At 33.8% G+C, this 15,964-nt stretch carries 14 protein-coding genes and 1 other RNA gene; 6 read left to right on the top strand and 9 right to left on the bottom strand.

The window, feature by feature from the left end:
* Positions 1-4 precede the first annotated feature (4 nt).
* Positions 5-1,717, top strand: a complete 1,713-nt coding sequence (gene rho / locus R2782_RS02300; protein WP_371266444.1) for a transcription termination factor Rho — start codon at positions 5-7, stop codon at positions 1,715-1,717.
* 69 nt (positions 1,718-1,786) lie between these two features.
* Here the strand turns inward: rho and R2782_RS02295 are convergent, their stop codons facing one another.
* The 8 genes from R2782_RS02295 to R2782_RS02260 form a co-directional block, all read right to left on the bottom strand.
* The gene (locus R2782_RS02295) at positions 1,787-3,376 is read right to left on the bottom strand and encodes a T9SS type A sorting domain-containing protein (protein ID WP_371266443.1); all 1,590 of its coding nucleotides are present in this window, start codon (positions 3,374-3,376) and stop codon (positions 1,787-1,789) included.
* Between the two features lie 4 nt (positions 3,377-3,380).
* Complete coding sequence (locus R2782_RS02290) at positions 3,381-4,667, bottom strand: M43 family zinc metalloprotease (RefSeq protein WP_371266442.1); 1,287 nt, start codon at positions 4,665-4,667, stop codon at positions 3,381-3,383.
* A complete protein-coding gene (locus R2782_RS02285; protein WP_371266441.1) occupies positions 4,645-4,770 on the bottom strand; it encodes a hypothetical protein in 126 nt (41 codons plus the stop codon). The genes R2782_RS02290 and R2782_RS02285 overlap by 23 nt, the downstream gene beginning before the upstream one ends.
* Positions 4,771-4,907: 137 nt before the next feature.
* A complete protein-coding gene (gene tpiA, locus R2782_RS02280; protein ID WP_371266440.1) occupies positions 4,908-5,660 on the bottom strand; it encodes a triose-phosphate isomerase in 753 nt (250 codons plus the stop codon).
* Positions 5,660-6,160: a TlpA family protein disulfide reductase gene (locus R2782_RS02275; protein ID WP_371266439.1), complete on the bottom strand. Its 501-nt coding sequence runs from the start codon at positions 6,158-6,160 to the stop codon at positions 5,660-5,662. The genes tpiA and R2782_RS02275 overlap by 1 nt, the downstream gene beginning before the upstream one ends.
* Positions 6,161-6,241: 81 nt before the next feature.
* Positions 6,242-7,318 (bottom strand): ABC transporter permease, encoded by a 1,077-nt coding sequence (locus R2782_RS02270; protein ID WP_371266438.1) that lies wholly within the window; start codon positions 7,316-7,318, stop codon positions 6,242-6,244.
* A gap of 1 nt (position 7,319) precedes the next feature.
* Complete coding sequence (locus tag R2782_RS02265) at positions 7,320-8,426, bottom strand: BT_3928 family protein (RefSeq protein WP_371266437.1); 1,107 nt, start codon at positions 8,424-8,426, stop codon at positions 7,320-7,322.
* A 46-nt stretch (positions 8,427-8,472) separates the two neighbouring features.
* Positions 8,473-9,018 carry a DUF1599 domain-containing protein gene (locus tag R2782_RS02260; RefSeq protein ID WP_371266436.1) on the bottom strand — a complete coding sequence of 182 codons (546 nt, stop codon included), beginning with the start codon at positions 9,016-9,018 and terminating at the stop codon, positions 8,473-8,475.
* An 86-nt stretch (positions 9,019-9,104) separates the two neighbouring features.
* On the opposite strand from R2782_RS02260, the gene folP reads away from it, so the two are divergent.
* Positions 9,105-9,929 carry a dihydropteroate synthase gene (gene folP, locus R2782_RS02255; RefSeq protein ID WP_371266435.1) on the top strand — a complete coding sequence of 275 codons (825 nt, stop codon included), beginning with the start codon at positions 9,105-9,107 and terminating at the stop codon, positions 9,927-9,929.
* 1 nt (position 9,930) lies between these two features.
* Positions 9,931-10,647, top strand: coding sequence for a hypothetical protein (locus R2782_RS02250; protein WP_371266434.1), 717 nt, complete (start codon positions 9,931-9,933; stop codon positions 10,645-10,647).
* A 94-nt stretch (positions 10,648-10,741) separates the two neighbouring features.
* Here R2782_RS02250 and rlmH read toward each other — a convergent pair whose 3' ends face one another.
* Positions 10,742-11,215: a 23S rRNA (pseudouridine(1915)-N(3))-methyltransferase RlmH gene (gene rlmH, locus R2782_RS02245; protein WP_371266433.1), complete on the bottom strand. Its 474-nt coding sequence runs from the start codon at positions 11,213-11,215 to the stop codon at positions 10,742-10,744.
* 60 nt (positions 11,216-11,275) lie between these two features.
* Here rlmH and R2782_RS02240 point away from each other — a divergent pair, with 60 nt between their 5' ends.
* The 3 genes from R2782_RS02240 to R2782_RS02230 all read left to right on the top strand — a co-directional run bounded on the left by R2782_RS02240 (position 11,276) and on the right by R2782_RS02230 (position 15,882).
* Complete coding sequence (locus R2782_RS02240; RefSeq protein WP_371266432.1) at positions 11,276-12,064, top strand: DUF3667 domain-containing protein; 789 nt, start codon at positions 11,276-11,278, stop codon at positions 12,062-12,064.
* A gap of 22 nt (positions 12,065-12,086) precedes the next feature.
* An RNA gene (gene rnpB / locus R2782_RS02235) (RNase P RNA component class A) lies at positions 12,087-12,464 on the top strand.
* Positions 12,465-12,777: 313 nt separating this feature from the next.
* A complete protein-coding gene (locus R2782_RS02230) occupies positions 12,778-15,882 on the top strand; it encodes a T9SS type B sorting domain-containing protein (RefSeq protein WP_371266431.1) in 3,105 nt (1,034 codons plus the stop codon).
* Positions 15,883-15,964 lie beyond the last annotated feature (82 nt).

Genomic DNA, 15,964 nt, shown 5'->3' with positions numbered 1-15,964 from the left:
ATTCATGTTTGATATTTCTGTATTAAAAGAAATGAAGCTTTCTGAGCTTCAAGAAATTGCGAAAGCCGCTAAAACAATAAAATTCAACGGAGTAAAAAAAGACGATTTAATTCAAAGAATTATTGAAAAACAAAATAGTACTTTGAATACTGAAAATGAGTCTCCTGTAGAATCAAAATCAAATACAAAGCGAGCAAGAATTGTTACTCCAAAAGAGGGTAATAAGCAAGTTTCTAATTTATTTTCTGAAACCTCAGCTACTTCCGAGCAAAAAACAAATCAATTTGATGCGAAGAAAATTAAACCAAATCCTGAGGAAACGAATCAAGAAGCTAAAATTGATGATAGACCTGTTAAATTCTCCAAATCAAAATTTGAGAAGAAAGTATTTAAAGAGAAAAGTGACCAACCGGAAACAACTGATTCAGCAGAAATTAAAGCTTCTACTATAACAGATGATAACCAGGTTTCAAATACAGAAAATCAGCCTCAACGTCAGCAAAACCAATCTTTTCAAAAGCACCAAAATGGTAATGGGAACGGAAACCATAATCCAAATTTTAAAAATAAAAAGACGAACTATCGCGATGCCGATTATGAGTTCGATGGAATCATCGAAAGTGAAGGCGTTTTAGAAATGATGCCTGATGGATACGGATTTTTACGTTCATCTGATTATAATTATTTGGCTTCACCTGATGATATATATTTATCAACTTCACAAATTCGTCTTTTTGGTCTTAAAACCGGAGATACGGTAAAAGGTGTGGTTCGACCACCAAAAGAAGGAGAGAAGTTTTTTCCTTTGGTAAAAGTCTTAAAAATTAACGGACATGATCCGCAAGTGGTTCGCGATAGAGTTTCCTTTGAACATTTGACACCGATTTTTCCACAAGAAAAATTCAAATTAGCCGAAAAGCAAGCTACCGTTTCAACCCGTATTATCGATTTGTTTTCTCCGATAGGAAAAGGACAACGAGGTATGATTGTGGCTCAACCTAAAACCGGTAAAACCATGTTGTTGAAAGACATCGCCAACACCATCGCTGCGAATCATCCGGAGGTGTATTTGCTTGTTTTGTTAATAGATGAACGCCCGGAAGAGGTAACCGACATGCAACGTAATGTTCGCGGTGAGGTAATTGCTTCGACATTTGATGAACCTGCTGATCGCCACGTAAAAGTTGCTAATATCGTCTTAGAAAAAGCAAAACGTTTAGTAGAATGTGGACACGATGTGGTGGTGCTTTTAGACTCCATTACACGTTTAGCGAGAGCTTACAATACGGTACAACCTGCCTCAGGAAAAGTATTAAGTGGTGGGGTGGATGCCAATGCGTTACAAAAACCAAAACGCTTCTTTGGAGCTGCTCGAAACATTGAAAATGGTGGGTCGTTAAGTATTATTGCCACAGCTCTTACTGAAACAGGCTCAAAAATGGATGAAGTTATTTTTGAAGAATTCAAAGGAACCGGTAATATGGAACTTCAGTTAGACAGAAAAATTGCCAACAAACGTATATTTCCTGCAATTGATTTAACTTCTTCAAGCACACGTCGTGATGATTTATTATTGGATGAAAATACCATTCAACGTATGTGGATTATGCGAAAATATTTAGCTGACATGAATCCTGTTGAAGCAATGGATTTTATCAACGACCGATTCAAGAAAACCAGAAACAACGAAGAGTTTTTGATTTCTATGAATGATTAATCGAAAATGAATTATATAAAAAAAGTCGTCCGAAATTAATTTTTGGACGACTTTTTGTTTTCAAACTATTTATTTTTTCTTAATAATTTTAATGCTTTCTTTTTCTCCAGAAATTGTTGTTAGAGTTAAAAAATAAATACCATTTAATCCCTCTAATCTAAAAGATGCTTCTTTTGAATCAGAAATAGTCAAACTCTTGACTTCTTTACCCAAAATATCTGTTTGAGTTATCATACCTGTGAAGTTAGTAGATAATTTGATGTTAACCAATTCTGTAGTTGGATTAGGATAAATTTTTAAACTAGATAGAATAGGATTCGTAAATGACAAGCTATTGTTTTCCAGTTTTAAAACCCAATAATCAGATTGTCCTCTGCTTATTTCAGTTTTTTCTCCGGATATTCCTGACAATGAACTTCCAGCTACAAAATAACCTCCATCGGGAGTTTCAATAATGTTTGTAAGGCCTTCACTTTCAGAACCACCAATTGTCTTTTGTCCAATTATATTTCCTTCCGAATCGATTAAAACAATCCAATAATCATTTGAACCTCTTGAATTACTTGTCTTGTCTCCTGAAATAGAAGAGCTAGAACTACCGCTTAAAAGATAATTGCCATCAATTGTGAGTGTCATTCGATTAAGCGACTCTTGGTCATTGCCACCAATCGACTTTTGCCATACAATTTCTCCTAAATTAGTTAATTTGAGTACCCAAAAATCTGACAAACCATTTGATTCAACTGTTTTATCACCTGAAATTAAGCCTGCCGAAGTACCGCCAATCAAAATATCATTTTCTGGTGTGATTAGCATATCTGAGAGTAAATCGGTATCTGTACTTCCAATTGTTTTTTGCCATTCAATATCGCCTTGAGGGTTTAATTTAAGAATCCAAAAATCATGACTATTGCCTCGACTGTTTTCACTTTTTTCAAACCCAATGTTTGATCTGGAACGACCACCAAGTAAAAAACCACCATCATTGGTTTGGCAAACGGTTTTAAAAAGGTCTTCATCCTCACCGCCAATGGTTCGTTGCCATTCAATGTTTCTATTTTCGTCTAACTTTAATACCCAAAAATCAGCATTTAAAGAGGAAAAACCTCTGAAATTTTCTGTTTTTTCTCCAGAAATAGGCGATCTGGAGCTACCTCCAACAAAATAACCACCATCCGAGCATGGTATAGCCATCACATCAAACTCTGAACCACTTCCTCCAATGGTTTTTTGCCATTCAATATTACCAAGTTCATCTGTTTTTACAAGCCAATAATCTCCCTCACCTCTTGAATTTTCAGTTTTGTTGCCTGATATATTAGAACTGGATCTATTAGATATCAGAAATCCATTATCATCTGTTTTTAAAACATCATAATTTGTCTCTCCACCAGTTCCACCGTAAGCCTTTTGCCATACTATGATTCCATTCAAATTTGTTTTTACAATCCATCCATGACTAACACCCCCAAAACCGTCTACAGTTTTATCCCCGGAAATATTCGAATGTGATTGTCCTGATAATAAATAACCATCAGATAACAGTATAGCTTTTTTAAAAGCATCTATATTATTCCCGCCAATGGTTTTCTGCCATTCAATGCCGGGTTGAGCAAAAGTAATAGATGAAGTTATTATTAATATTAATATAAGCTTCATATTATTATTCTTTGTAAATTACTGTTTGTTTTATAGCACCGCTTTCAGTTTCCTTAGTAATAATATGATAGTATTCGCTCATTAATTTGTCATAGAGTTCTGGATCTTTTACTTGTATCTCATTTAACTCCTCTAAAGTCAAATTCATTGAACCTAACACTTTTGTAGAAATGACACGTCCTTGCACAAAATCTTCAATTTGACAAAAAGGTTGTCGATTACAATCTACAAAAAAATCATTTGTAATTGTTGGGTCTACTTGATTAATTTGAACACCAAATGTATATGTAGTATTAATGATTTCCGGTAAATCATTTATAGTTGCAAAAGTAGGGTCAGACGGATTTACATTGGTAAAAACATAATCAAAACTTTTTTGAAAACGATGTCTTAACAATGTGTTTCTACACACTTCTGCTGTCCCATCATTGTTATCAGTAACACTCCTGATAATTGTTCCTGCATAAGGAATTATTTCAAAAGGTTCGTATAAACTTTCAATTGTATTAAATGTTTGTAAAATATGAGGCATTGGAGGATTCTGTAAGTGTGTTCTCATTCGCACGGCCTGACCGGTTGTAAAATGATAGCCACAAGTTGAATCTGAATCATATCCTAAATAATTAGCAGGGACAACATCTACATAAGGTTCTCCTGTACAGTCTGTACTATTGGGATTATAAATATATTCACAGCCATTAAACCATGATTGAAAGGATTGAGCAGGTGTGTCATGAACAAAGTCTCCTGCAACATTTGCATTATAAAGAGGAGAGTTTACGTCTCTCGTTACATGTTCACATTGACTAGAATTATAATTATTGAAAACATGTAGTAAATTAAAACAATGGCCTAATTCATGTCCTAATACTTGTACTCTGATTATATCACTCATTGTACTAAACGAAAAAACCGCTCTGGTATTTCCTTGAGTCGCATAAGCAGAACCAATATGTGTATAGTTTACAAAATAAATATTGTAAGCATTATTGTCGGTCACTCCTAGTGAGGATATTGATGATCCGTTTTGTAGTCCATTCGTAACGTCTGAATTATAGGATACGTCAAAACCTTTGTATTTAAAGAAAATATTATGTGGATTAAATGTAACATTCATGTCTTTTAGAATTTCCATGATTTCAGCTTCTCCAAATTGGTTAACTTGTTGGCTATTTACAATTATTTCGTCTGGAAATACTGGATTTTCTTCGTTTTCATACACAATATGAAACTTCACATTTAAAACATACTTTGTGTCAGCATCATAACTAAAATTGGGAGGGGGTAGCATTAGTAGAGTTGTTAACGGGTTCGTCACCATTACCACAAACAAAAGATTGAGCATATCCAACTGAAATGCCAATCAAAAAAATAGCAAGTAGAAGTTTTTTCATAAATTATTGGTTTTAAAGATTATATACTAATGCTAAAATAACAAAATAAATTTAAATACTATCTTTCTTATAAAAAAAATCATAAAAAAAGTCGTCGTTGAAAACTCAAAGACGACTTTTTTATTTACTAAAGTAACTTATACCGCTAATACAATTTTTGTAAAATCATCGCTTTTTAAAGCGGCTCCACCAATTAAACCACCATCTACATCGGGTTTTGAGAAAATTTCGGCCGCATTTTCAGGTTTTACGCTTCCGCCATAAAGAATGGAAACATCTTCTGAAACAGCATTTCCATATTTTTTATTGATGGTATCTCTAATGAAATCGTGCATTTCTTGTGCTTGATCCGGAGAAGCAGTTTCTCCTGTTCCAATGGCCCAAACCGGTTCGTAAGCTAAAATAATATTTTTCCAAGCCGAGGCTTCTAAATGAAACAAACCATCTTTCAATTGATTTTCAACTACATTAAAATGTTGTCCCGATTGACGATCTTTTAATTCTTCGCCAAAACAGAAAATTACTTCCATTTCATGTTTCAAAGCTGTGTCAACTTTGTTGGCTAACAAGGCATCTGTTTCATGAAAATAAGCTCTTCGTTCAGAATGACCTAAAATCACGATATTAATCCCAACACTTTTTAACATGGATGCCGAAATTTCTCCGGTAAAAGCTCCGCCCTCTGCTTGATGCATATTTTGTGCTGCCACTTCAATATTGGTGAATTCCAAATGATCGGCTGCGGCTGATAAATTCACAAATGTTGGAGCAACAATGACTCTTTGTTCTAAATCAGTCGGAATTTTGTCAATTAGTTCATTTAATAAATCTTCGGTTTCTTCTGCATTTTTATGCATTTTCCAGTTTCCTGCAACAATTTTTTGTCTCATTAGTTTAGGTTTTTTATGGTCGATATCAATTTTTCATCATCCGCTTCAATGGCTTTATATAAAGCAATTTTTCCTTTTTTATCCAGTACAATGTAACGCGGAATCCAATCTAAATCAATTGAATTACTGAACGTACCGCCTTTCCATTTGGATAAAATCAAATAATGTTCGCCATTCACAGCATATTTTTCAATTCCTTTTGCCCAACTTTCAGGGGTTTTATCATACGATAAAAACAAATAAACTGCTTCAGGAAATTGTTTTTGCAACGCTTCTACTTTTGGCATTCCTTTGATACAATCCGGACACCAAGAGGCCCAAACATCAATGACAACGGTTTTGCCTTCGTATTTTTTTAAGATATCTGAAAAAGCTAATTCAGTTCCGTCAACAGACAGCATTTTGTCAGCCAAAGCTTCTTTTGAGAATTCCGTTTTTTGAGCATTTGAACAAGAAATCAGACCTAACGCAACAAAAAAAGACAATATTATTTTTTTCATAATTTAATTTTTTATCACACAAATTTACAATAACTCAGGAAATGAAATCCCAAAAAAGTCCTAATTAAAACCGAAATCGTTTTAGCTTAACCTAATTTTTGGATCTAAATAGGCATAAACCAAATCGACTAAAATATTGATTATTACAAAAGTGGTAGCAATAACGATAACGGAGCCCATGATAACGGGCAAATCCAAGTTGTTCAATGCTTCTACGATTTCTTTTCCAAGTCCGTTCCAACCGAAAATATATTCTACAAAAACAGCTCCGGCCAACATCGAAGCAAACCAACCGGAAATAGCGGTAACCACAGGATTGAGTGAATTTTTTAACGCATGGTTTTTAATAATTTGGTAGGAATTTAATCCTTTGGCTTTGGCTGTTCTGATGTAATCTTGTCCAAATGTTTCCAATAATGAATTTCGCATCAACTGGATTACAACCCCTAGTGGACGAATTCCTAAGACAATTGCCGGAAGAATGATGTTTTTCCATTGGATATAACTACCTTCTCCAAAATCATCCACTTCATAGAGACTTCCTGTCATGTTGAGTCCGGTGTAATGATGCCATACAAACCCAAACAACCATGCAAATAAAATGGCACTAAAAAACGAGGGAACACTCATTCCTAATGTACTAATTAAAGCAATAATTCGGTCTAACAACGTGTCTTTATAAAGAGCAGAAATAATTCCTAAAAAAACACCAAAAACAATGGCAATGATAATGGCAAAAATGGCTAGGATGAAGGTGTTTGGTAGTGTGTTTCCAATTACAACAGTTACTTTTTTACCGCTTTTTTGAAAACTTTCTCTCAAATAAGGTGTTTTTAAAACAGTTGTTGTATTTACAAACTTCACTAATTCAAAGGCATTGTATTTTCCTTTCGATAAAAAAGTATAATCTTCCGGATTAGAACTATGAAAAGAAATGGGCGACAAATCATTCAAATAATATAGATATTGAGTTGAAATCGGTTTGTCAAAACCATATTTTTTCTTCACTATTGCTAGTTGTTCCGAATTTTCATTTTGATCCAACATCATGCGGGCCGGATCTCCCGGAAGTATTGTAAATAATATAAAAATGACCGTAATTACACCAAATAGTGTAAGTAAAGCATAACCAATTTTATTTAGGAAATAGCGAACCAACTTATTTTAAAGTTACTTGATCAATATCATTAAAATGCTTTTTCTCCACTATTGTCCCTTTCTCTAAAACAACAATGCTTGGATTAGCTCTTTCAATGGTTTTTAAAGTAGTTGCATCACAAAAATAATAGTCGAAACTCAATTTGTATTCCGCTTTGATTTGTTCAATAATCGATTTGTCTGAAGAAGTCATACCGATTACTTTGTAGCCTTTTTCAGTAGCTTTTTGATAAAAATCTTCTAATTCATTCAATCCATCGTTTTCTGCTTTTGTTAAATCATACGAAATTAGCATGATTAATTTTGGCTCGTTCAACATGTCTTCAGTATAATCACTTCCTTCCAATTCTATGGTAAAATCATGAATAGGTGGCACATATCCTTGTTTGATTAATTTATCTTTTCGATCTACAAATTCAGCAGTTTCCGGTACTTTGTTTGCCATAACATCGGCTTGAGAAAATTCTGTATCAATACCATTTACTTTGTAAATAAAAATCATTTCATACTCTGACATGGGTGCACCGACCGGAATTTCCATTCCTTTTTGAATGTTGGTTCCCACAGCATAGGCTCTAAAATCAATAAACGGCAAATGCATTAATACGGCGTAAGCCATCCACAAACAAAAAATATAAGCAGCTAAAACGGTGATGTTTAAAGCTAATCGTCCCAATAGCGGTTGAATATATTTTAAATTAATCAACAAAATCAATATTAAAATCAAAAGAATAACATCTTTTGTAAACGATTCCCAAGGTGTTAATTTTAAAGCATCGCCAAAGCAACCACAATCGGTGACTTTATTAAAATAGGCAGAATAGAAGGTGAGGAAAGTGAAAAATACAATCATTAAAAACAAACTCCAAACGGTAAATTTGGGTTTAAAACCGATGAGCAACATTACACCTAAAACCACCTCAAAAATAACCACAAAAACAGCTATCATCAAAGCAATCGGAATTAGAAACGGGAGGTTTAATACACCTTCAGAAAAATATTCTTCGAGTTTAAAAGAAAACCCAACCGGATCGTTTAATTTGATTAATCCGGAAATAATGAACAATAATCCGACTAGAATTCTGGAAATATGTGTGATAATTTTCATGCTGATAATGTGTCTATAAGTTAATTTGGCAATGTGTTATATTTGGTTATTTTTCGTGAAATCCCAGATGAATTAAGGCAAAAACAGCATAATTAATCATATCTTGGTAATTGGCATCAATTCCTTCAGAGACTAATGTTTTCCCTTTATTATCTTCAATTTGCTTTACACGAAGTAGTTTTTGTAAAATCAAATCGGTTAACGAACTTACCCGCATATCCCGCCACGCTTCACCATAATCATGATTTTTATTCTCCATAAGCGATTTGGTTTCGGCAATTTTTTCATCATATAAACGAGTGGCTTCCTCTAAGCCTAAATCCGGTTGCTCAACCACACCTTTTTCAAGCTGAATCAAAGCCATGATAGAATAATTGATTATACCTATAAACTCTCCGGTTTCATCTTCTTCTACTTTTCTTACTTCATTTTCCTGAAGACTTCGAATACGTTGGGCTTTGATAAAAATTTGATCGGTAAGTGAAGGTAGTCGAAGAATTCGCCACGCACTGCCATAATCTTTCATTTTATTGCAATATAACTGTCTGCAAATCGCAATGACTTTATCATATTGTTGTGAGGTACTATTCATTATTCCGTTATATTTGTATAAGATTTTCAAAAATACAATTTTCAATACAAGTAGAAACTACTTTTTAAATCCTTTTTTTAAACGACATGTTAATAAACTGTTTAGGAAATTTAATCGATTTAACTAGACCTAAAGTAATGGGTATTTTAAATATCACGCCCAATTCTTTTTACGACGGTGGAAAATACCAACAAGAAACCGAAATTCTAAAAAGGATAGAAGTGATATTGAACGAAGGGGCTGATTTTATTGATATTGGTGCCTATTCCAGCAAACCCAATGCTGATTTTGTTTCTGAAGTAGAAGAAGCAAACCGATTACTGCCTATTTTAAAATTGGTTGTAAAAGAATTTCCTAATGCGATTATTTCGGTGGATACTTTTAGAAGTGAAATTGCGAAACTTTCTATTGAAAACGGTGCGGCTATAATTAACGATATTTCAGCCGGAGGTTTGGATAATAATATGATGAATATCGTGGCAAAATTTCAGGTTCCTTATATCATGATGCATATGAGAGGAACACCACAAACTATGATGAATTTGACTCAATATGATGATATTGTCAAAGAAATGTTATTTTATTTCTCTGAGAAAGTGACTCAGGCGAGGAGTTTCGGAATAAATGATGTGATAATCGATCCCGGTTTCGGATTTGCCAAAACAACCGAACAGAATTACGAAATTATGCAAAAATTAGATTTGTTTCAGAATTTGGAATTACCAATCTTGTCGGGAGTTTCAAGGAAGTCAATGATTTATAAACCACTTGAGTCGTCTCCTGAACTCGCCCTAAACGGTACAACAGCACTCAACATGATTGCGTTGACCAAAGGAACTTCCATACTGCGAGTGCATGACGTGAAAGAAGCCGTAGAATGTGTAAAATTATTTTCTTTAATGCGTTTATAGAATGAAACAATTGATTTTTCTTTTTTCTGTATGCTTTCTGATTTCCTGTCAAAAAGAAATGGAATTGGTGAAAGCAAATCGAACCATTGATTCTACTCTTGTAGATCATTCTCCTGTATATATTTTTTTAGAAACAAAGGGAAAAGATACCCTAGCTGAAGTGAATCGCAAAAACACAATTGGCACAACTAATTGGATTTTTAATGTAGATAAGCGACTCCCATTAAAGATCGCTATACCCGAAATTATTCAATTGCAAGAGAGAAGGGAGAAGGCTCAATTTCACAAAAATGAAGCAGCCGGAAATTTTTATTCTTATACCGATAGTGTTAAGAAAACATTAGCTTTTATGCCTTTTAAAGAAGTGAAATACACCTATAACAGTTATTATTCAACCATTTATGTGAAAGAAAATCCGGATTATCATCTTCATTTTCAGACTTTTTCAGTCAATTTTAAACCAAAAAATAAGGTTTCGGTCGATGGCAACGAAGTAGAAATTGGCGAATTGTTTTCTTTTTTGAAAGACTATACAACCTTTGCCGGTGACGGAAAAAGAGTGTTGATTTACCTTAATTTTGATGAACGAATAACGTTTAACCAGTATTTATCGAAAGTAATTGAATTAAAAGCATTGGAAAATGACATGGTTACTATTTCTCCAATTCATTTTATTTATGATAAAAAGAATTTGCCGGATTGCGATTGTGGAATGTAGAAAGTTTCAAGTTTCAGGTTTTTGGACGCAAAGTTGTCATCCTAACGACGGAAGGGGTTCATAAGGTTGAGCTACAACCTCCTGGCTACGTGTTTTATTGATGATGATAAGGTTCATTCCTCAAAATCGTCAATCCACGATAAACCTGCTCTATAAAAAATAATCGCACCATTTGATGTGAAAAAGTCATCTTTGATAGCGATATCTTTTGCTGTGCTTTTTGATAAATTGTTTCCGAAAAGCCATATGGCCCACCAATAACAAAAACCAATGTTTTTGTTCCGGCATTCATTTTCTTTTGCAATTCATTAGCAAATTCAACACTGTTAAACGTTTTTCCGTTTTCATCCAGTAGAACTAAAAAATCAGTGGTAGCAAGTTTGCTCATAATTAATTCGCCTTCTCTTTCTTTTTGTTGTGTTTCGGAAAGGTTTTTGGCGTTTTTGATATCCGGAATAATTTCCATATCAAATTTGATATAAAATGACAATCGCTTTAGGTATTCTTCTATTAAAAGTTGAAGATTTTTATTATCTGTTTTGCCAATAGCGATTAATCTGATGTTCATTTTCAAACATTTTTTCAAATGTACAAAGTTATTTTTTTTTAAATTCGTTAAAAAAAAGATATGAATTGTAAAAACTGTGAAAAACCATTACAACAAGATGATAAATTTTGTTCGCTCTGTGGTGCACAAGTTGTTGCTGAAAAATTAACGGTTGGTAAAGTTGTTCGTGAATTTTCTGAACGTTATTTGAGTTTTGACAATAAGTTTTTGTCCACATTTAAAACCTTGTTTACACATCCGGAATGGGTGGTTAATGGATATTTGAATGGTTTGCGTGTTCGCTATGTTAATCCGATAACTTATCTAATTATTGCCGTTACATTGAGCGGGCTAAATGTATATCTGACAAAGAATGGTTATTTTGGTGATATTGATTATGCCGGAATGGGCGGAAATCAAAAAACACCAATTGATATGAAAGAATACATGAATTCTATTTATGATTTTAATAGTGTTATTATTTTTATGGCTATTCCAATGTTGGCCTTTATTTCAAAAATTGTTTTTTATAATTTTAAGCAAGTTAATTTTGCCGAGCACAATTTGATTTATTTTTATACCTATTCGCAGACTTCTATTTTAAACGTTTTGTTTTTACCGCTTGTATTGCTGTTGAAAATTGAATACTTGCACTATGCCTTATTTACGTTTGTTCTGATGATTGGTTACCATTTTTTTGCTCTACAACGAATATTCAACTTGACGGTTAAAAAAATGGTCTACAAAACATTGCTTTTCATTCCGATTATTTCATTGTTCTATTTTATTTTTTCTATGGTTGTAGCTGTAATTTATGTGCTTTATCTCATTTCATCTGGAAAAATTAATCCACAAGATTTTGCCCAATAATAATGAATTAAGTTACATTTGCAACGCAGACCGCCTTATCGCTTTATGTTGAACTTGTTTCAACGTCTATTTATAGATTCTGAATCAAGTTCAGAATAAAGAGGAAAGTCCGGACACCACAGAGTAGCATAACGGGTAACACCCGTCGCTCGTTTTTATAACGAGAAGGACTAGTGCAACAGAAAGGATGTACAGTTCGGCTGTAGTGAAATCAGGTAAACTCTATGCGGTGAAATGCCATGTATATCAACGTTCTGCTTTGACGGATAAGGGCTACTCGTTCGATGTTGAAGGGTAGGCAGCTCGATTCAATGGGTAACTGTTGAACCAGATAAATGATAAGGAGATATTGAATGTAATTCAGTATTAACAGAATCCGGCTTACAGGTCTGCTTTTTTACTTCTATTTATTCCTTTTTTATTTTTTTAAATTTTTGAAGTGGCGTTCACTTGCCCTCTGTATTAACTTTATTTTTTTTAAAATGAAGGTTTTTAAAAACAGTTCTTTTTTTAAAAAGTATTAAATAATTAATTTTTTTTATCATTAAAAAAATTAATATCATAAAAAAATATTGCTATTTAAATTATTTTGCTAATTGTACGTAATCGATTACATTAATGGTTTAAGATGTACTATCCCAATAGAATATAAATAAACCGATTATTTATTTATTTATTAAACAGTCTTATTACGAATGCAATGTTTTAGAATTATGAAATACCCGGTTAAGTTATTCATAAAAACAACAACCTATTTATTTTTATTACCATTCTTTATTCAAGCAAGTAACACTTTAAATGAAGTAGATGAATTAAAATCCACCTATAATTTATTGATTACGCCTGCACCAACCGGTGAAAGTTTTCAAGTTATTTGTTATAGTAGTTCTCCAACAGTGGCTGATTTAGATGCTACCGGATCTCAAATTTTATGGTATGATTCAGCTGTTGGCGGTGTGGCTTTACCATCGACTACTGTACTTATGGATTGTCAAGTTTATTTTGCATCCCAAACTATTGCCGGACTTGAGAGTAGCGAAAGACTTGCTGTAACAGTTGTTTTGATTCAGTCTACAATCACAGCAAGTCAAACCGTAATTTGTCCTAATGAATCAGTGCAATTATCTGTTCCCGTAAACAACATTTCAACAGATCCGTTTACTGTTTTGGATTTTTCTTCCAGTTATAATTCAAATCAATCTAGTTCGGTTTTCAATGGTAACGCACTTTTAACCCAGGCTCAAGCCGGTAATATCGTTTTTAATGGCGTTCCTTTTTTTATAGAACCGTGGTCAACAACACTTAATGCATGGAGTGCCCGTTTTGCTACCGGATCAAATCCAAGATCATTGGTTCTTCCAACAAGTTGTAGAATTATTACAGACTTTAGTTTGTTTGCTAATACTTATTGGGGTGTTTCAGGAACACCTGCTTTATTGAATGTTGAATTTTATAATAACAATCAATTGGTTTATGTTAAAGATTTAGTTGGTGATGACGATATACGTGATTTTAATAATAGTGCTTCCTATACAAGTACAATAAATAATGTTAATACGGTTAACTATTGGACTAGTGCAAATTTGAATCGTAGATTAGACAGAATCAATATACCTTTGCCGGCACCAACAGCTGTAGATCGTATTGTTATAAATGATTTTGGTAATAATTCGGTACAACGAGTTTTTGTTTTGGCGACTACACTTCATAATTTTCAATATGTAACATCTTATTTATGGTCAACAGGAGATACCGCTCCAACAATTACAGTTAATCCATCTGAAACAACAGAATATTGGGTTGACATCACGGTGAATGGACAAACATGCAGGGAATTAATAACAATCACAGTTTCTGGAACGCCTCCTGTGTTTAATCAAGTATCACCAATTTGTTCAGGGGATTCTTTATCACCACTACCTTTAACTTCTATAAATGGGATAAGCGGAAGCTGGACACCACCAATCAGTAACACGGCAACTACAACATATACATTTACTCCTGCCCTTAATCAATGTGCATTATCAGCAACAATGACTATTGATGTAAACACTTCTGTTACACCTGATTTCCCAACGACTTTGAGTTTGTGTAGTGGAGATACACCGCCGTCACTAAATACTTCGTCCCCCAACGGTATTTTAGGAAGTTGGAGTCCAAGTGTTATTAATACAACATCAAGCGGAAGTTATGTTTTTACTCCCAATTCGGGTCAATGTGCCACAACAACAACTTTAACAGTTTCAGTAAGTAGTTCCGTTACACCTGATTTTCCTACGACTCTAAGTTTGTGCAGTGGAGACACACCACCATCACTAAATACTACATCACCCAACGGTATTTCGGGAAGTTGGAATCCAAGTGTTATTAATGCAACATCAAGTGGGAGCTATGTTTTTACTCCCAATTCGGGTCAATGTGCCTCAACAACAACTTTAACAGTTTCAGTAAGTAGTTCCGTTATACCTGATTTTCCTACGACTCTAAGTTTGTGCAGTGGAGACACACCGCCGTCACTAAATACTACCTCTCCCAACGGTATTTTAGGAAGTTGGAGTCCAAGTGTTATTAATACAACATCAAGTGGGAGCTATGTTTTTACTCCCAATTCGGGTCAATGTGCCACAACAACAACTTTAACAGTTTCAGTAAGTAGTTCCGTTACTCCTGATTTTCCTACGACTTTGAGTTTGTGCAGTGGAGACACACCGCCGTCACTAAATACTTCGTCCCCCAACGGTATTTCGGGAAGTTGGAGTCCAAGTGTTATTAATACAACATCAAGCGGAAGCTATGTTTTTACTCCCAATTCGGGTCAATGTGCCTCTAATGTTGTTTTAAATGTTGCAATACAAGTGATTAATGGAACTATTTTAGGTGAAAGCACATTATGTCAAGGAGCTACATCTGTTATGTCTTCAGGTATAACAGGAGGAGTTTGGTCATCACAAGATGAGTCGGTTTTATCGATAGATCAAAATGGAGTTGTAACCGGAATTCAAACAGGTACAGCTATTATAGAGTATAGCATACAAAATTCATGTACATTTGTTTTAACGAAAAACATTACTGTTATAGCGTTGCCAAATCCACAAATAAACAATCAGTTTATTTGTGTAGATCCTCAAACCAATGTTGTTTTGGCTCCGGTTGTTTTAGATAGTGGTTTAAATAGCGCAACTCATAGTTTTGCTTGGAATTTAAACGGACAACCACTTTCCACAACTGACTCATTTCATTTGGCTTCTCAAGAAGGGGTGTATACCGTTACGGCGATGAATCTTGCTACAGGTTGTGTAGGTTCTTCAACTGCTACAGTAGAAGTATCCTCTACAGCGATAGCTACTTCAGTTGTTTCTGGAGATTTTCAGCAAAATCAAACTGTTACGATTACTCTTATAGGCGGCAGTGGAGATTATGTATACATACTGAATGATGGACATCAGCAAGACAGCCCCGTTTTTACATCTATTCCTTCAGGTGAAAATATTATAATTATTAGAGATCTTAATGGCTGTGACGATTTGATTCTGAAGGTAAATTCTTTGCAATACCCTCTCTTTTTCACACCTAATGGAGACAATATTAATGATACTTGGAATATTAATGGTTTAGAAAATCAATCGGATTCGAGATTATATATTTTTGATCGCTATGGTAAGTTGATAAAAAATTTAAGACCTTCTTTAGGAGAGGGTTGGGATGGTACTTTTTTAGGATTTCCTTTACCTGCTTCTGATTATTGGTTTGTTTTACAATATAGAGATCAAGAAGGAAATCAAAAAAAGTTTAATTCACATTTTAGTTTAAAAAGATAATTTTTGTTTTGTTGTATAAATCGTAAATTTTTATCAAAATAATAAAATATTGTGCAAAAAATAAGGGTTAATAAAATTAATT

It is taken from the genome of Flavobacterium sp. (genome assembly GCF_041392085.1).
In the GTDB taxonomy this organism is placed as follows: Bacteria; Bacteroidota; Bacteroidia; order Flavobacteriales; family Flavobacteriaceae; genus Flavobacterium.
This window is presented reverse-complemented; position numbering and strand designations above follow the sequence as displayed.